The sequence below is a fragment of the Sphingopyxis sp. 550B genome (assembly GCF_057401805.1).
Genome location: NZ_CM171610.1, coordinates 3,909,638 through 3,925,223, shown reverse-complemented (window position 1 = coordinate 3,925,223; position 15,586 = coordinate 3,909,638). Strand labels below are relative to the sequence as shown.

General features: G+C 68.8%; 18 protein-coding genes. 10 read left to right on the top strand and 8 right to left on the bottom strand.

The genetic code is table 11. The features are described 5' to 3' along the window. The first annotated feature begins 3 nt into the window (after nt 1-3). Nucleotides 4-699 (top strand): 50S ribosomal protein L1, encoded by a 696-nt coding sequence (rplA, locus tag AC2S9W_RS18175; RefSeq protein WP_067109326.1) that lies wholly within the window; start codon nt 4-6, stop codon nt 697-699. A 148-nt stretch (nt 700-847) separates the two neighbouring features. On the opposite strand, the gene AC2S9W_RS18170 is transcribed toward rplA, so the two are convergent. The 3 genes from AC2S9W_RS18170 to AC2S9W_RS18160 form a co-directional block, all read right to left on the bottom strand. Further along, entirely contained in the window at nt 848-1,495 is a 648-nt protein-coding gene (locus tag AC2S9W_RS18170; protein WP_076076275.1) for a heme exporter protein CcmB, read from the bottom strand. Nucleotides 1,496-1,640: 145 nt separating this feature from the next. Beyond that, the gene (gene ccmA / locus AC2S9W_RS18165) at nt 1,641-2,228 is read right to left on the bottom strand and encodes a heme ABC exporter ATP-binding protein CcmA (protein ID WP_076076272.1); all 588 of its coding nucleotides are present in this window, start codon (nt 2,226-2,228) and stop codon (nt 1,641-1,643) included. Beyond that, a complete protein-coding gene (locus AC2S9W_RS18160; protein ID WP_067109316.1) occupies nt 2,225-2,653 on the bottom strand; it encodes a metallopeptidase family protein in 429 nt (142 codons plus the stop codon). Before AC2S9W_RS18160 ends, ccmA begins: the two co-directional genes overlap by 4 nt. Before the next feature lie 52 nt (nt 2,654-2,705). Here AC2S9W_RS18160 and AC2S9W_RS18155 point away from each other — a divergent pair, with 52 nt between their 5' ends. From AC2S9W_RS18155 to AC2S9W_RS18140, 4 genes are all read left to right on the top strand, one after another. Next, nucleotides 2,706-2,993, top strand: coding sequence for a 4a-hydroxytetrahydrobiopterin dehydratase (locus tag AC2S9W_RS18155; protein WP_076076270.1), 288 nt, complete (start codon nt 2,706-2,708; stop codon nt 2,991-2,993). A 7-nt stretch (nt 2,994-3,000) separates the two neighbouring features. Next, nucleotides 3,001-3,642 (top strand): YoaK family protein, encoded by a 642-nt coding sequence (locus AC2S9W_RS18150; protein ID WP_486571389.1) that lies wholly within the window; start codon nt 3,001-3,003, stop codon nt 3,640-3,642. A 64-nt stretch (nt 3,643-3,706) separates the two neighbouring features. Then, nucleotides 3,707-5,110, top strand: coding sequence for an amino acid permease (locus tag AC2S9W_RS18145; protein WP_076076264.1), 1,404 nt, complete (start codon nt 3,707-3,709; stop codon nt 5,108-5,110). Nucleotides 5,111-5,182: 72 nt separating this feature from the next. Next, nucleotides 5,183-7,978 (top strand): DUF3857 domain-containing protein, encoded by a 2,796-nt coding sequence (locus AC2S9W_RS18140; RefSeq protein WP_486571388.1) that lies wholly within the window; start codon nt 5,183-5,185, stop codon nt 7,976-7,978. Here AC2S9W_RS18140 and AC2S9W_RS18135 read toward each other — a convergent pair. Next, nucleotides 7,951-8,298, bottom strand: coding sequence for a DUF2218 domain-containing protein (locus AC2S9W_RS18135; protein ID WP_286749985.1), 348 nt, complete (start codon nt 8,296-8,298; stop codon nt 7,951-7,953). The two genes, AC2S9W_RS18140 and AC2S9W_RS18135, sit on opposite strands and share 28 nt — an antisense overlap. An 11-nt stretch (nt 8,299-8,309) precedes the next feature. Next, a complete protein-coding gene (locus tag AC2S9W_RS18130) occupies nt 8,310-8,903 on the bottom strand; it encodes a PadR family transcriptional regulator (protein ID WP_420894022.1) in 594 nt (197 codons plus the stop codon). Between the two features lie 492 nt (nt 8,904-9,395). On the opposite strand from AC2S9W_RS18130, the gene rplJ reads away from it, so the two are divergent. Beyond that, the gene (gene rplJ, locus AC2S9W_RS18125; protein WP_076076256.1) at nt 9,396-9,911 is read left to right on the top strand and encodes a 50S ribosomal protein L10; all 516 of its coding nucleotides are present in this window, start codon (nt 9,396-9,398) and stop codon (nt 9,909-9,911) included. Between the two features lie 67 nt (nt 9,912-9,978). Beyond that, the gene (gene rplL, locus AC2S9W_RS18120) at nt 9,979-10,353 is read left to right on the top strand and encodes a 50S ribosomal protein L7/L12 (protein ID WP_486571387.1); all 375 of its coding nucleotides are present in this window, start codon (nt 9,979-9,981) and stop codon (nt 10,351-10,353) included. Between the two features lie 88 nt (nt 10,354-10,441). Here the strand turns inward: rplL and AC2S9W_RS18115 are convergent, their stop codons facing one another. Both AC2S9W_RS18115 and AC2S9W_RS18110 read right to left on the bottom strand, forming a co-directional pair. Then, on the bottom strand, nt 10,442-11,410 hold the full coding sequence (locus AC2S9W_RS18115; protein WP_486571386.1) for a hypothetical protein: 969 nt from the start codon (nt 11,408-11,410) through the stop codon (nt 10,442-10,444). A gap of 174 nt (nt 11,411-11,584) precedes the next feature. After that, nucleotides 11,585-13,027 (bottom strand): 8'-apo-carotenoid 13,14-cleaving dioxygenase, encoded by a 1,443-nt coding sequence (locus AC2S9W_RS18110; protein ID WP_486571385.1) that lies wholly within the window; start codon nt 13,025-13,027, stop codon nt 11,585-11,587. Nucleotides 13,028-13,099: 72 nt separating this feature from the next. On the opposite strand from AC2S9W_RS18110, the gene AC2S9W_RS18105 reads away from it, so the two are divergent. Further along, entirely contained in the window at nt 13,100-13,747 is a 648-nt protein-coding gene (locus AC2S9W_RS18105; RefSeq protein ID WP_486571384.1) for a TetR/AcrR family transcriptional regulator, read from the top strand. A gap of 85 nt (nt 13,748-13,832) precedes the next feature. Here AC2S9W_RS18105 and AC2S9W_RS18100 read toward each other — a convergent pair whose 3' ends face one another. Further along, a complete protein-coding gene (locus AC2S9W_RS18100) occupies nt 13,833-14,417 on the bottom strand; it encodes a hypothetical protein (RefSeq protein WP_486571383.1) in 585 nt (194 codons plus the stop codon). A gap of 242 nt (nt 14,418-14,659) precedes the next feature. Between AC2S9W_RS18100 and AC2S9W_RS18095 the strand changes: the two genes are divergently transcribed. Further along, entirely contained in the window at nt 14,660-14,896 is a 237-nt protein-coding gene (locus tag AC2S9W_RS18095; RefSeq protein WP_067185140.1) for a hexameric tyrosine-coordinated heme protein, read from the top strand. After that, entirely contained in the window at nt 14,893-15,426 is a 534-nt protein-coding gene (locus tag AC2S9W_RS18090) for a redoxin domain-containing protein (RefSeq protein WP_486571382.1), read from the top strand. The genes AC2S9W_RS18095 and AC2S9W_RS18090 overlap by 4 nt, the downstream gene beginning before the upstream one ends. Nucleotides 15,427-15,586: the final 160 nt, after the last annotated feature.

Below are 15,586 nucleotides of genomic sequence, written 5' to 3'. Positions count from 1 at the left end.
CCGATGGCAAAGCTGACCAAGAAGCAGAAGGCGCTCGAGGGCAAGGTCGACGCGACGAAGCTGCACAGCGTCGATGACGCGCTGAAGACGGTGCGCGAGCTCGCCTCGGCGAAGTTCGACGAAACGCTCGAGATCGCGATGAACCTGGGCGTCGACCCGCGTCACGCCGACCAGATGGTGCGCGGCGTCGTCACGCTGCCCGCCGGTACCGGCAAGGACGTCAAGGTCGCGGTCTTCGCGCGCGGCGACAATGCCGAAAAGGCGCTCGCCGCCGGCGCCGACAAGGTCGGGGCAGAGGACCTGATGGAAGACATGCTCGCGGGTAACCTCGACTATGGCCGCGTCATCGCGACGCCGGACATGATGGGCATCGTCGGCCGTCTCGGCAAGACGCTGGGTCCGAAGGGCCTGATGCCGAATCCGAAGCTGGGCACCGTCACCCCGAACGTCGCCGAAGCCGTGAAGGCGGCCAAGGGCGGTCAGATCGAGTTCCGCGTCGAAAAGGCGGGGATCATCCACGCCGGCCTCGGCAAGCTGTCGTTCGGCGAGGACAAGCTGCGCCAGAACTTCGACGCCTTCGTCGATGCGATCGTCAAGGCGAAGCCGGCCGGCGCGAAGGGCAAATATGTCCGTAAGATCGCGCTGTCGTCGTCGATGGGTCCGGGCGTGAAGATCGACGTCGCCGAAATCGGCGCCTGATCCGCACCACCAAGATTTGGGGAAGGGCCGGGGGAAACTCCGGCCCTTTTCTTTTGGGAAATGCGTATGTCGATCTTCCTCTCGTCATCCCGGATTTGATCCGGGATGACGATGAAGGATAGGCCCGGTCCCGCTTCTGGACCTCCCCTTATTCCCGGAGCCCCCTCAGCGCCGCCCCTGCCGCAAACGGGCCGATCACCGTCAGCAGCAAGCTCGACGCGGCGAGCAGTTTCACGGCGCCGCGCCCGGCGGGGTCGAGCATCCCGGCGCCGAAGATCAGCAGCGGCACCGCCAGCGGCAGCACCAGCAGGCCGCCGATCGCATTGCCGCCTTTCAGCCCCGCCGTGAGCGCCGCGCTCAGTACCGCGAGCGAGGCGAGGGCGGGGATGGCGATGGCGAGGCCGGTCGCCAGTGTCTCGACGCGCGCGCCGTCCTGCGCCAGCAGCGCCGCCGCGGGGAGCAGCGCGATCAGCAGCGGCAGGCCGAAGCCGATGGCGTGGGCGGCGATCTTGATCGCAGCGATGATCTCGTCGGCGAAGCCGCGCACCGCAAGCTGGTCGAGCACGCCCGCCTCGCGGTCGGGACGGACGAGGCGGTCGATGGGGAGCAGCGCGGCGAGCAGCGCCGCGACCCAGACCATGCCGCCGCCGGTGCGCGCGAGCAGCGGCGCATCGGGACCGACCGCGAAGGGAAAGGCGGTCGCGACGAGCAGGAAGAAGATCACCGGCAGCCACAGCGCGCCGCTGCCCCACGCGCGGCGCAGGTCGCGCCAGAACAGGGTGAGGAGGGCGGTCATCGGTCCTTTCCCGTGGCATTGCCGCCCCAAATCCGCTTGTGCTGAGCTTGTCGAAGCACCGTTCTTCCTTCTTTCGAGGGTAAAGGAAAGAACGGCCCTTCGACAAGCTCAGGGCGAACGGAACGGGGGTGGGGTTGATCGGGGATCATGCCAGCGCTCCCAAGTCGAGTTCCGCCATGCCTTCGATCCCAAGCGCGAAATGCGACGCCAGCAGCACCGCGCCGCCGTTCGCGCGGTGCGCGGCGATGGCCGCGACGAGCCGCGCCCGCGCCGTGTCGTCCATGCCGTTCGCAGGTTCGTCGAGCAGCCAGACCGGCGCCGCGCTCATGATCACGCGCGCCATCGCGGCGCGCTTGCGCTGGCCGGTCGACAGCATCGCCACCGGCACTTCGGCGAGCGGGGCGAGCGCCATCGCCTCCATCGCGCGCGCCACCATCGGTCCGTCGATGCCGTCGATCCGCGCCCAGACGTCGAGCGTGCGGCGCAGCGGCAGTTCGGCGTCGAGCGCCGTCGCCTCATCGATCAGCGCGATGCGTTCATGGCGCTCCACGGTTCCGGCGGCGGGGCGCAGCAGCCCGGCGGCGAGGCGGATCAGGCTGGACTTGCCCGCGCCGTTCGGACCGCGCAGCCACAGCGCCTCGCCGCGTGCCAGCGTCAGCGACAGCCCCTCGAACAGCAGCCGGTCGCCGCGGATGCAGGCGACGCCGTCGAGGCGCAGCAGCGCGTCTGTCACGCCATGTCTTCCAGCGCGTGCATATCGTCGTCTGAAAAGCCGAAATGATGGCCGATCTCGTGGATCAGCACATGGCGCACCAGCCAGTCGAGCCGTTCGCCCCCCTCGATCCATTCGACGAGGATCGGGATACGATAGAGCGTCACGCGGTCGGGCATGCCGCCGCTGTGGTCGATGCTGCGTTCGGTGAGCGGGCGGCCTTCGTACAGGCCGGTCAGATCATAGGGATGCTCGATGTCGAGCGAGGCGAGCGTCGCATCGTCGGCGAATTCCTCGATCGCGATCACCACGTCGCGGATGTGCTGCAGAAAAACGTCGGGCAGCGTCGCCAGCGCCGCCTGCGCCATCGCATGAAAGGCGTCGGCGTCGGGCGCGCCGCCGGTCCAGCCAGCGGGCAGGTCGGAAAGGACGGTCTTGTCGGTCATCGCGCCCTTCCTTATGGCGGGCGCGCGGCCTTGACCAGCGGGAGAAGAACAGGTGGTCCAGAAACTCGACGATGCGGCGCGCGCCGCGCTGCTCGCCCGCTTTCCCGACTGGCGGCATGAACCCGACCGCGATGCGATCGTGCGGCGGTTCCTGTTCGTCGATTTCGCGCAGGCATTCGGCTTCATGACCAGCGTCGCGATCGTCGCGGAGAAGATGGATCATCATCCCGAATGGTCGAACGTCTACAACCGCGTCGACATATTGCTGACGACGCACGACGCGAACGGCCTGTCGGAGCGCGACGCCCGGCTGGCCGAGGCGATCGAGGCCTTGCTTTGACGCGCCGATGATCCGCTTCGACCGCGCTTATCAGACACTGGCAATCGGGGTGGCGGCGCTGGCGGGCTTCGTCGACGCCATCGGCTTCGTCGAGACCGCCGGCTTCTTCGTCTCCTTCATGACGGGCAACTCGACGCGCTTCGCGGTCGGGGTCGCGGAGGGGACGCGCGGCGCGGCGATCGCCGGCGGCCTGATCGCGACCTTCGTGGCCGGCGTCGTCGCCGGTTCGCTCGTCGCCGAACAGTATCGCCGCGTTCGGACGCCCGCGGTGCTGTCGTGCGCGACGCTGCTGCTGTGCGCCGCCGCGGGGCTGCGCGCGGTCGATGCGGTCTGGCCCGCGGTCCTGTGCCTGACGCTCGCCATGGGGGTGGTCAACGCGGCGTTCCGCGGGCGCGACTGCGCGGTGGTCGGCGTCACCTATATGACCGGCACGCTCGTCCAGACCGGCTACAAGCTCGCCAACCGGCTGCGGGGCGAAGGCGACGCGCGCTGGTGGCCGCATCTGGCGCTGTGGGCCGGGCTGACCGGCGGCGCGATCCTGGGCGCGGTCGCGGTCATCCAGTGGGGCGTGCTCGCCTATGGCGCCGCGATCGGACTTGCCGCCGCGCTGACGCTGCGCGCCGCGGCGATCGATCGCCAGGCGCGGTGAAGCGGCGCTTGCCTTCGCCGCGCCGCCGCTCCACAAGACCGCAAACCAGAGAGGGGAACAACGCATGTCCGACAGCCTGCTGCGCCGCAAAGTAATCGAGACGGAGGGGCGGGGCGATCAACTGGTGCGCACGCTGAGCTGGCCGCACCTGGTGGCGCTGGGCGTCGGGGCGATCGTCGGCACGGGCATATTGACGCTGATCGGGGTCGGCGCCGACAAGGCCGGACCGGCGGTGATCCTGTCCTTTGCTGTCGCGGGCATCATCTGCGCCTGCGCCGCGCTCGCCTATGCCGAGATGGCGACGATGATCCCGGCATCGGGAAGCGCCTATACCTACAGCTATGTCGTGATCGGCGAATTGATCGCCTGGATCGTCGGGTGGAGCCTGATCCTCGAATATTCGCTGGTGGTCAGCGCGGTCGCGGTCGGCTGGTCGGGCTATGCCGCGCCGCTGCTGCAATCCTGGGCGGGCATGCCGATGGCGTTGATGCAGGGCCCCGAACTGGGCGGCATCGTCAACCTGCCGGCGATCGCGATCATCGCCCTCGTCGCCGGGATGCTGCTGTACGGCACGCGCGAAAGCGCAACGGTCAACGCGATCCTCGTGCTCGTCAAGATCGCGGCGCTCGCCGTGTTCGTCGCGGTCGCGCTGCCTGCCTTCGATGCCGCGAACCTGGAGCCGTTCAGCCCCTATGGCTTCGCCAAGCACATGGGCCCCGACGGCGTCGAGCGCGGGGTGATGGCGGCCGCGGCGATCATCTTCTTCGCCTTCTACGGCTTCGACGCCATCGCGACGGCGGCCGAGGAGACCAAGAACCCCGACCGCGACCTGAAGATCGGGATCGTCGGGTCGATGATCGCCTGCGTCGCCATCTATATCGCCGTGGCCGTCGCCGCGGTGGGTGCGGTCGCCTATGGCCGCTTCGCGAACAGCCCCGAACCGCTGGCGCTGATCCTGCGCGAGCTCGGGCAGCCGCTCGCCGCGCATTATCTCGCTATTTCGGCGGTGATCGCGCTGCCGACGGTGATCCTGGCCTTTTTCTATGGCCAGAGCCGCATCTTCTTCACCATGGCGCGCGACGGCCTGCTTCCCGAAGGGCTGGCGAAGCTGTCGGGACGCGGGACGCCGGTGCGCATCACCATCTTCACTGCGCTCGTCGTCGCGGTGCTGGCGGGCTTCATCCCGCTCGGCGAACTGGCCGCGCTCGCCAACGCGGGGACGCTCGCCGCTTTCACCGCCGTCTCGCTGTGCATGCTCATCATGCGCCGCCGCGCGCCCGATGCGCCGCGCACCTTCCGCGCGCCGATGCCGTGGGTGGTCGGCATCGTCGCGATGCTCGGCTGCGTCTATCTCTTCTTCAGCCTGCCGGTGAATACGCAGATCTGGTTCTGCGTGTGGAATGCGGCGGGTCTCGCCGTCTATTTCCTCTATGCGCGCAAGCGCGCGCTGGCGGCGACAGCAGGCTGAGGTCGGTCCGGCCGCATCGGGCGGGGCGCCCATGCGGTCGAGGGCATGGTATCCACACGGGGGGAGGTAATGATGCGGTGTTGGGGGCGGATGCTGGTCGTGGCGGCGGCGGCGCTGCCGGCGGGCGCGGCATCGGCGGGCGAGGAACCGCTTTACCGGCCGGCGCCCGAGTGGGTGACGCCCGTCAAGCTGCCCGATATGGCGAGCGCGCCGAACGGGTTGCTTGTCCTCGACATCCAGCAGCGCGTCGACGGGCCCACGGTCTGGGCATTCAGCGACACGGCGGTGAAGATCGGCACGCCCGAGGAACTGTCGCAAAGCAGCAACATCGTGCTGCCCTGGTCGCCCGACAAGGGCGACCTGATCATCCACCAGCTCGTCATCCTCCGCGACGGGACAGAGATCGACGCGCTCGCCAACGGGCAGAAATTCACCGTGCTGCGCCGCGAACAGGCGCTCGAGCAGCGCGAACTGACCGGCATCCTGTCGGCGGCGCTGGCGGTCGAGGGGCTGCGCGTCGGCGACACGCTGCGGCTGCGCATGTCGACGACGAGCAAGGATGCGGCGCTCGGCGGGCGCAGCCAGCTCGCCGTCCCGCTGCTCGCCGAACCGGTTCGCGTCGCGTCGGCGTCCTATCGCCTGTCGTGGCGCAAGGACGAGCCGCTCAAGTGGCAGGCGCTGACCGGCGGCGTCGACGCCGCGCCGCGGCGCAACGGCGATTTCATGGAGTTGCCGATCGCGCTGCCGCTGGCGAAGCAGCCCGAGATGCCCGACGATGCGCCGATCCGCTATCGCCGGCCGCCGATGGTCGAGGCCTCGACCTTTACCGGCTGGGACGATGTGTCGAAGGTGATGGCGCCGCTCTATGCGACCGAGGGGACGATCGCCGACGGCAGCCCGATCGCGGCCGAGGTGGAACGGATCATGGCGGCGACCGACGATCCGCTGCGCCGGACGGCGATGGCGCTGCAACTGGTGCAGGACAAGGTCCGCTATCTGGCGGTCGGCATGGACGGTGGCAATTATGTACCGCAGACCCCCGCGAAAACGTGGGATGCGCGCTATGGCGACTGCAAGGCCAAGACCCTGCTGTTGCTCGCCATGCTGCACGCGATGGAGATCGACGCGGAGCCGGTGATGGCGCATGCCCAGCTCGGCGACGCGATCCCTTCGCGGATTCCGAGCGTGCTCGCGTTCAACCATATCCTCGTGCGGGCGCATGTCGGGGGTAGGGCGCTGTGGCTGGACGGCACGGCGCTCGGCACCAGGCTGCCCGACCTCGGCGACCCGCCGCCTTTCGGTCATGTGCTGCCGGTGCGGGCGGCCGGCGCGGAACTGGAGCGGATCGACGCGCGCCCGCCGGCGCGGCCGATCGTCGATCTCGCCCTCGACGCCGACGAAAGTACCAGCGTTGACCTGCCGTCGGTGATGACGGTCGACATGACGCTGCGCGGCCAGCTTGCGAGCCTGCTCACGCTGGCCTCGTCGCAACTCGGCGCGAAGGAGAGCCGCGACCTGACCCAGCGCCTGCTGCAGGAATATGTCGGCGAAGCCCAGTTCGAAGATGTGACCGTAACGCCGGCGGTCGAGGACGGCAGCGTCTCGATCCGCGCCCGCGGCGTGTTCGGCAGCGCCTGGGATCGCGTCGACAAGCGCACCGAGCGCTGGCTGGCGCGCATTCCCGATATCGTGGCGTTCGCGCCCGACCGCGCGCGCGCCGCCTGGGCCGAGATTCCCGTGGCGACGCCGGGTCCCGATCGCGCCCGTTACCGCCTTCGCATCCGTCTGCCCGACGGTGGGCGCGGGTATCGGATCGAAGGCGAAGGGGCGCTCGACGGCCGCTATGGCGGATATGAGGTGCAGCGATCGGTGACGCTGGCCGACGGCATCGTCACCGTCGACGAGACGCTGGCGACCTCCGGCATCGAGATTCCGGCGGCGCAGGTCGCGGGAGAGCGCGACCGGGTCGCGACGATGCTGGGGCAGGCGCCGCGGATGATCGCGCCCGAGGACGCGCGCCGTCGCTGGAACCTCGCCGGGGCGGCTTCGACGTCGCAGCTCGACGCGATCAAGGCGATCTATGCGGCCAATGCCGCCAAGGCGGACGAGGAGAATATCACCGCGCTGACCAGCGCCACGTCGTTCCAGCGCGGCATCGGCGATTTCAAGGCGGCCGAGGCGATGCTCACGCGGCAGATCGCGCTGCTTCCTTCGGTCGATGCCTATCTGGAGCGGTCGGCGGTCCGCAAGGAGCTGGGCAACAGCACGGGCGCGATCGCCGACGCTGAGGAGGCGCGCAAGCTCGACCCATCGTCGGCGTCCGCGATATCGTCGCTGGCGTGGCTGGTCGCCGCGCAGGGCGATGTCGACCGGGCGGCGCGGCTGCTCGACGAGCGTATCGCGCTGGGCGGCAAGGCGCGCGACGATTTCCGCTTCGCCAAGGCGGCGATGGTCGGCGAGTTCGGTGAAGCGCAGGCCGCCATCGACGCGTTCGACGCGCTGATCGGGGAGAAGCCGGGCTCGCCGGCGCTGCTCAACGCGCGCTGCTGGGTGAAGGCGACGCGCAACGTCGCGATCGACACTGCGCTCAAGGACTGCACCTCGGCGATCGAGCTGAGCGAGAGCACGGCGAACATCCTCGACAGCCGCGCGCTCGTGTGGATGCGGCTCGGCCGCGACGAGGATGCGCTGCGCGACCTCGATGCGGCGCTGTCGCAAATTCCGGCGCTCGCCTCCAGCCGCCTGCTGCGTGCGATCGTCAACAAGCGGCTGGGCCATGGCGAGCGAGCGGCGGCCGACCTGGCGGTTGCCCGCCAGCTGTCCCCCGCGCTCGAACGCGATTACGCGCGGTTCGGCCTGAAACCCTGATCTTCGGGCGCGCGCCAGTCGAAGGCCAGCGGCGCCTCGCGAAAGGCGAAGCGGTCGAGGTGGCGGGCGACCACCTCTTTCAGCGCTTCGAGATGCTCGGCGCTGCTGGCGTCGATGCGGACGGTCAGCGCGGCGGCGGTGGCGTCGAAGGTGACGCGCGCGTCGCCGGGCCAGTCGGCCCCGCGCACATCGCGCGGGAACACGACCGTTCCGCGATCGGGGGTGAACTCGACCGCCAGATTATGCTGCCAATGCTTGCATAACTGCTGGAGGTATCGGCTGGCGTGGCCGGTCGGCACCGTGGCGGTGGCGGCGCTCATCGCTTCCTCCGTCACAGCCGCTCGATCTTCTGCGCCGCCTCGTCGATCAGCGCGACGACCTGGTGCACCGTCGCCTCGTCGAGGTCGCGCGAACGCAGCCGGTTGACGAGCACCGCGCGCAGGTTGCCCATCGCGCGGCGGACCGACGCGCTGTCGGTGCGCTGCTGCTCCTCGCCGATCGCGGCAAGGCGCGCGATCAGCGCTTCGACGAGCTCGCGGTTCGCCGCCAGTTCCTCTTCGCCGGCGGCGGTGATCGCGAACAGCTTCTTCGCGCCTTCGCTCTGCTGCGCCTCGATCTGCCCCATGTCGTCGAGCAGGGTAAGGGTGGGATAGACGACGCCCGGGCTCGGCGCATAGGTGCCGCCGGTCAGTTCCTCGATCCGGCGGATCAAGTCGTAACCGTGGCGCGGTTCGTCGGCGATCAGCTTCAACAGCACGAGCCGCAGTTCGCCGCTGTCGAACATGCGGCGACGCGGACCGCGCGCGCCGTCGTCATGGCCGCGCCGGCCGCCGAAGCCCGGACCGAACCCATGGCCGAAGCCGCGTCCGCCGCGATGCATGCCGTGCCGTTTGCCGCAGCCGTCCTTATGTCGATGAAAATGCATGATATCTTTCCTTTATGTGTTTCAAGATGTTTCTAAGATATATCTTAAATAGATTTTGGCAAGGGCGAATGATGAGTTTCATGTGGCGCCGGGTCATTTTGAATGCGGCCGCTGAGATCTGACTCCCCTCCCGCAGGCGGGGAGGGGAGATCAGGTAGGCGCACGACATCCTAATGCCCCCCCACGCCTTGACTTTGCGCGTCGCGCCGCTATGAGCGCCCCCGTGTTGTCAGGGCCCTGGCCCCGGCAATTCCGTCCGAGACCGTTGGTGCGGGGGATTTGCCCCGCTTAATTTCCAGCCTAGACGGGGAACAGTCTTTATCGGTCGCCCGCCTGGCCCCGCCCGGCGTTCGCGGCTTGACCGACCCCATCGGACATCGTTGCGCGCGGATCGGCGGGATGCGTCCCGTGTCTGTCCGTGCGTGTGTCAGCCGCCCGGCGGCGCGCGCATTCCGGTGCGCGGGCTTTCGGGCATGAGTGGAGAAACAAGGCATGGATCGTGCTCAAAAGGCCGAAGCCGTATCCGCGCTGAACGCCACGCTGTCGAATGCAGCCTCGGTTGTGATTGTTCGCAACCTGGGCCTCACCGTCGCCCAGTCGACGGTGCTTCGCCAGCAGATGCGTGACGCCGGCGCGAGCTTCAAGGTCTCGAAGAACCGCCTCGCCCGTATCGCGCTCGACGGCACGCCCTATACCGGTATCGGCGATCTGCTGACCGGCCCCACGGCCATTGCTTCATCCGCCGACCCGGTGGCTGCTGCGAAGGTCGCGGTGGAATTTGCCAAGACCAACGACAAGCTCGAGATCGTTGGCGGCGGCATGGGGGACGTGATCCTCGACGTGGAAGGCGTGAAGGCGCTGGCGGCGCTGCCATCGCTCGACCAACTGCGCGCCACGCTGGTCGGCCTGGTTCAGGCCCCGGCCACCAAGGTTGCCCAGATCGCGGCAGCCCCGGCGGGTCAGCTTGCGCGGGTGTTTGGCGCCTATGGTGCCAAGGAAGCGGCATAAGTCTTTTACCTGATTATCTATCTGCAACAATTCACCGGGTTTTCCCGGTCCCATATGGAGAATGAACATGGCTGATCTTGCCAAGATCGTTGAAGACCTGTCGGCGCTGACCGTTCTGGAAGCCGCCGAGCTTTCGAAGCTGCTCGAAGAGAAGTGGGACGTTTCGGCCGCCGCCGCGGTTGCGGTTGCCGCTCCCGCCGCTGGTGGCGCCGCTCCGGCTGCCGAAGAGCAGACCGAATTCGACGTCATCCTGACGGGCGACGGTGGTCAGAAGATCAACGTCATCAAGGAAGTCCGCGCGATCACCGGCCTGGGCCTGGGTGAAGCCAAGGCGCTCGTCGAAGGCGCGCCGAAGGCCGTCAAGGAAGGCGCCAACAAGGCGGAAGCCGAAGAAATCAAGAAGAAGCTGGAAGCTGCCGGCGCGACCGTCGAACTCAAGTAATCGGTCGTGCGGGTCGCGGCGGGCCTGTCCCGCCGCTTCCGCTAAAGAAAAAGGGCGGTGCCGTATGGCGCCGCCCTTTTTCTGTTGGTCAGCCGCGGGTCAGGCCGGGACGGCGCGTCTCGCCGAGACGACCCGGCGCCGGCCGGCGTACCTCCTGCTCGGCCACCGGGGCCGGGGCGGGGCGCTGCGAAACCTCCCACGCGCTCACCGGCTTGCGGCGCAGGTCCTTCTGGCCCGCGAGCATGGCGTCGTAGCGGGCGCGGTCCTGTCGATCGAGGAAGCGCGCGCGCACGAGGCGTTTGTGGAGCGTGACGAAGGGGTTGTCCGGGGTAGGGCCGGCCATCGCCATCGCTTCGTGACGCCCCATGCCGGCAGCAGGGGTTGCCGCAAAGGCGGGCGCGCTCGGCGGCGTCGGCGAGGGTGCGGGAACCGCCGGGACCGGATCGATTGCACGGGTATCGTCGATGAAGACGGTGTCGAACGCTTCTTCCTCATCCGCCGTGCGGCGGCGGCGTGCGAAGGCGAGGCCGGCGCCGCCGATCACCAGCAAGGCCGCGGCGCCGCCGACGATCTCCCAGGGAAAGGCGTCATTGCCCGTCGCGCGCTGCGCAACTGGTTCGGCCATGGTCTCGGCCGGCGGCGCAACGGTCGCGGGGGCTGCGACAAGCGGAGCGGCCGCCGTCATCTCGGTGGCTGGCGCCGCTTCGGCTGTTTCGGCGGGAGCCGTTTCGACGGGCGCCGGCGCGGCGGCGGCCCGAGCGGGCACGGCCGCGCGCGGCCGTGCCGGGGCACGCTGCGCCTGTGTCGGGGCCGCTGCGGCTGCCGCCTTCGGTTCGGCCTTGGGCGTGTCCGCCTCGTCGGGCGGCGCGATATCGAGGGGAACGCGGATCACCGGCTGCGGCGCGGGCGGCGTGGCGACGGGGGCCGTGGAAGCGGCCGGGCCGGGTGCCGGAACGGTCGGTGCGGCGACCGGCGGACTCATCGGCATCGTGGGGGATACGGTGGGAGGCGCCGTCGGCGCTTCCTGCGCGAAAGCGGCAGGGGCGGACAGGACCATGAGCGCGGCAATCGCGCTCGTGGCGGGGCGGGAGAGGGCAATATGTCTTGTCATAGTGACAATCGAACGGACGGCGCGCGCAAAGCGCTGCCCAAAACAACCGATTTCCACGATGAGCCGTTGTCCTGAGGCGGCTGGGCGAAGATTGGGCGCTGCTGCGTCCGCCCGAAGGCGTCAGTCGGCGACCCAGTTGCCGTGGAATCCCGGCGGCACCCGGTGCGGCAGATGCACGACGGCTTGCGGCGGTCCGCTGAAGTCGTCGGCGTTCAGGATCGTCAGTTCGGTCGTCTGGTCGTTCATGTCGACGACCAGCCCGATCAGCCAGCCGTCATCCTCCGCGCCCGCCGCCGCGCGCGGCACGAAGACGAATTCGCCGGGATGGCGTCCGGGGCCGAAGTCGCGCGCTTCGGTCGTGCCTTTCTCCAGATCGTGGCGCAGCAGCCGTGTCTCGGCGATCGCCATCTCGGCGCCGGCGCTTTCGGACAGCGCGACGCTGTAGATATAGCGATAGGGGCGCGTCGTCAGCCGCTCGTCGTAACGCGGGAATTCCTGCGGCTGGTCGTCGATGACCGTGCGCAGCGTCGTCCGCGCCGCGGGATCGATCGTCCAGCGTTCGAGCCGCGACCGCTCGCTGTCGGGGCCGCGTTTCGAGCGCGCGAACATCGTGTCGTGCGCGACGACATCGACGATCACCTTGCCGTCCGCCGTCTCGAACGCATTGGCAGGGTGAAAGACATAGCAGGGATCGACTGGCACCCAGACGATGTCGTCGCCGCGCCCGGTGCGGGGCAGCAGGCCGACCCGCGCCCGATGACGCTCGTTCCACGCATAGGGAAAGCTGTGCCCGGCGAGCAGCGATTTCATCGAGAAGGTGACGGGCAGGTCGAAGACCAGCGCATAATGTTCGGTGATCGCGCAGTCGTGGATCGACGGCCCGTCGCTGACCGCGACCGGTTCTTCGCGGATCACATGCGCGTCGGCGTCGAGGACGACGTGCCACACGCGGTTCGGCTCGCCCCCGGCATAGGTGACTGCATGCGTCTCGTTGGCGAAAGGGTCGCGGTGCGGGTGCGCGCTGTAGGGACCGGCGAGCGTGCCGTCGAACGGATTGTGGGCGATGCTGTCCAGCGTGTCGGACAGTTCGACCGGCTTGCCGCCCGCCTCGACGATCGCAAAGGTCCGCCCGGCCAGCCCGACGATATTGGTGTTCGGCGCGTCGTTGCGGTCGCCGCGCGGTCCGGGCGGCAACGGTTCGCCGAGCGCCTCGCACGCCTCGGCCCCGCGCACCCAGCGGTTGCGGTACCAGTGCGCCCGGCCGTCCGCGATGCGGACGCCATGGACCATTCCGGCGCCCGTGAACCAGTGGTAGCTCGCGGGATCGGGGGGGAGAGCCGGATTGGGGCCGTTGCGCAGGTAGCGGCCGGACAGCGCGGTAGGGATATCGCCCTCGACGCGCAGCGTTTCCAGCGTCAGTTCCTCGGTCATCGGCGTGTGGATGCCGGTCAGATAGGGGTGCGCGTCGGTCGGACGGGGCAGGCGCCTGCGGTTATAGTCCGCCACCTTGGTGATACCCTTGGTCACCGCGCTGCGGATCAGATTTTCGACGTTGCTGGCCATGGCAGTGCTCCTCTGCTCCCTTGTCCGGACTCTGCGCTTGCGCGATCGAGTCGCTATGTTTACGGTGGCAACATGACGGGCGATGATAACAGTGTCAACTTGGAAAGCGGCCTGGCCGCGCCAGCGCCGGCGCCGCACGGGGAGGGAGCCGCGCCGCGGGGCGGCTCCTATCACCATGGCGACCTGCGCGCGGCGGTGATCACGGCGGGGATGAAGCGGCTGGCGGAGGGCGACGGGGGCGACCTGGGCCTGCGCGCATTGGCGCGCGACGTGGGGGTGAGCGCCACCGCCCTTTATCGCCATTTCCCCGACAAGGAGGCCTTGCTCGACGCGCTTGCCGACGAAGGGCTGCGGCGGCTGGGCGCGCTTCAGGCGCAGGCGTGGCTGAAGGCGGGGGGGGGCAAGGCGGGCTTCCTTGCGACCGGCATCGCCTATGTCCGCTTCGCGCATGACGAGCCCGCGATCTTCCGGTTGAGCTTCACGCGGCAGATGCCCGAACGCTATCGCGACGGCGGCGCCGACGGGGGAGAGACCGCCTATCATCTGCTGCGCGCCGGGGTGGCGCAGGCGCTGCCCGATCTCGACGATCCCGAACCCGCGTCGCTCCACGCCTGGGCGGTGGTCCATGGCCTCGCCATGCTGATCCTCGATCACCGGGTCGAATGGGACGAGACGATGGTGGAGAAGGTCGTCGGCCTGACCTTCGGCGTCGCCGAATAGGAACCCTCCTTCCGGATGCACCATACGAAGAAGGGCGCGGAACCGCGATGGTTCCGCGCCCTTCCTGTTTACGATCTTCGACGCGTCAGTTCGCAGAGCGATCCGGCGTCTCGGTATCGGCATCGGCAACCGCTTCGCTCGCGGCAGCGGGAGCGGTCGCTTCGGCGACGGCCGCGGCGAACTGCTCGGCGGTGAAGCTGGTGGCGAGGCCCTTGGGCGAGAGGAAGAAGGCATGGCGCGGCAGCTTGACGTCGCCGCTCAACGTCGCGACGACGATGCCGTCGGCTTCGACCAGCTTGACCTTGCCGACCACGGCGCTGCCATTCGCGCCGAGGATGTCGGCACCCGGCTGGATCGCGGCGTCGAGTGCGGCGGCAGTCTGGGCGGCCGCCTGACCGACCGCGGCGGTCAACTGCGCGCGGGTGATGGTGATCGCGGGGCCCTTGTCGGACTGACCGAATGCATTCTTGGGCAGGGTGACCGGCTTGTCGCCCAGCATCACGACGATATTGTCGCCGACCTCGCTGGAAACCGGACCGATTTCGGCGCCTTCGGAATCATAGACGACCGTTCCGGGCGCAAGATTGGGGCCGGCCGCGGCCTGGGCCGCCTCCTGCGCTGCCGCCGGGGCAGCGGCGGCGAGGGCCATGCCGAGGGAAAGAGACGTCATCAAACAGGCGATCTTTCGCATCGCGTTCATTCTCCTTGGTGATCAACAGACATGCACGCTGAACCCGCCAGCGCGCGATATGGCCAACGCGATGCTGCCGAACCGTGCGTTCGGCGGGACGAGTCGTGTAATCGGCCGCGACGGGGCGGCGACGGCGCTCGGCGCCGATGTGCATTTTCGGCTGCAAAGGCCTAGGCTCGCCGCGGCTGTCCGAGTCCGGGCGCCCGCAAAGGAGAAAAAGGATGAGTGACGCAAGCTGGCTGCCGAGCCTGACGACCGAAACGCCTGAAGAGGGCTTCGCGCTCGCGGTCAAGATGGCGCGTGTCGCGGTCAAGCTGACGCAGCCCGACGCCGCGGTCCGCGACGCGGGCCGGGCGGCCTATGGCGGCAATGCCGATTCGCTGATCGCCGCGTCGCAGGTCGTCGCGACCCATTTCGCGACCGTCGCCGCAGCGAACGACTATTGGAAGGGCCGGTGACAGCCGAAGTGGGCGTGGCCCCCGAACTCGACATTGCGCGCTGGTTCAACAGCGCGCCGCTGTCGCTCGCGGCGCTGCGCGGCCGCGTCGTGGCGATCGGCGCCTTCCAGATGCTGTGCCCCGGCTGCGTCGCCAACGGCCTGCCGCAGCTCCAGCGGATATATGAGCTGTTCCCGAAGGAAGCGGTCGCCGTCATCGGCCTGCACAGCGTGTTCGAACATCATGCCGCGATGAGCCCAGTGTCGCTCGAGCCCTTTCTCCACGAATATCGTATCGCCTTTCCGGTGGCGGTCGATCGCCACGACGATCCGGCGGGCATGCCGGTCACCATGGCGCGCTATGGCCTGCGCGGTACGCCGAGCCTGTTGCTGATCGACCGGCAGGGCCGCCTTCGCCTGCATCGCTTCGGCCATGTCCCAGACCTTGCCGTCGGCGCCGCGATCCAACAACTGCTCGACGAAAGGGAGGGCGCGATTCCATCGGCCGGGGAGGAGGGCGAGGTCTGCGCAGTCGGAGGAGGTTGCGGCTGAGGGCGCCGGCATGGTGTCAGGCATAATGACGACCACCCCGCGTTGACAGCGCGCGCCCGCGATCCTATATCGCGCCCACACCTCCTTACGTCCGGGACGGGTCCGACCTTGCGCAGCGGGCCACAGGAATAGGGCGTCGGGGATTTCGGGATGCGTTGAG

Excerpts from the sequence above, each read along its gene's own strand:
- rplA (WP_067109326.1), top strand. The coding sequence starts at position 4 with ATGGCAAAGCTGACCAAGAAGCAGAAGGCGCTCGAGGGCAAGGTCGAC.
- AC2S9W_RS18170 (WP_076076275.1), bottom strand. The coding sequence starts at position 1,495 with ATGACCGCCCTCCTCACCCTGTTCTGGCGCGACCTGCGCCGCGCGTGG.
- AC2S9W_RS18160 (WP_067109316.1), bottom strand. The coding sequence starts at position 2,653 with ATGACCGACAAGACCGTCCTTTCCGACCTGCCCGCTGGCTGGACCGGC.
- AC2S9W_RS18150 (WP_486571389.1), top strand. The coding sequence starts at position 3,001 with ATGATCCGCTTCGACCGCGCTTATCAGACACTGGCAATCGGGGTGGCG.
- AC2S9W_RS18145 (WP_076076264.1), top strand. The coding sequence starts at position 3,707 with ATGTCCGACAGCCTGCTGCGCCGCAAAGTAATCGAGACGGAGGGGCGG.
- AC2S9W_RS18140 (WP_486571388.1), top strand. The coding sequence starts at position 5,183 with ATGCGGTGTTGGGGGCGGATGCTGGTCGTGGCGGCGGCGGCGCTGCCG.
- AC2S9W_RS18135 (WP_286749985.1), bottom strand. The coding sequence starts at position 8,298 with ATGAGCGCCGCCACCGCCACGGTGCCGACCGGCCACGCCAGCCGATAC.
- AC2S9W_RS18130 (WP_420894022.1), bottom strand. The coding sequence starts at position 8,903 with ATGCATTTTCATCGACATAAGGACGGCTGCGGCAAACGGCACGGCATG.
- rplJ (WP_076076256.1), top strand. The coding sequence starts at position 9,396 with ATGGATCGTGCTCAAAAGGCCGAAGCCGTATCCGCGCTGAACGCCACG.
- rplL (WP_486571387.1), top strand. The coding sequence starts at position 9,979 with ATGGCTGATCTTGCCAAGATCGTTGAAGACCTGTCGGCGCTGACCGTT.
- AC2S9W_RS18115 (WP_486571386.1), bottom strand. The coding sequence starts at position 11,410 with ATGGTCCTGTCCGCCCCTGCCGCTTTCGCGCAGGAAGCGCCGACGGCG.
- AC2S9W_RS18110 (WP_486571385.1), bottom strand. The coding sequence starts at position 13,027 with ATGGCCAGCAACGTCGAAAATCTGATCCGCAGCGCGGTGACCAAGGGT.
- AC2S9W_RS18105 (WP_486571384.1), top strand. The coding sequence starts at position 13,100 with ATGACGGGCGATGATAACAGTGTCAACTTGGAAAGCGGCCTGGCCGCG.
- AC2S9W_RS18100 (WP_486571383.1), bottom strand. The coding sequence starts at position 14,417 with ATGACGTCTCTTTCCCTCGGCATGGCCCTCGCCGCCGCTGCCCCGGCG.
- AC2S9W_RS18095 (WP_067185140.1), top strand. The coding sequence starts at position 14,660 with ATGAGTGACGCAAGCTGGCTGCCGAGCCTGACGACCGAAACGCCTGAA.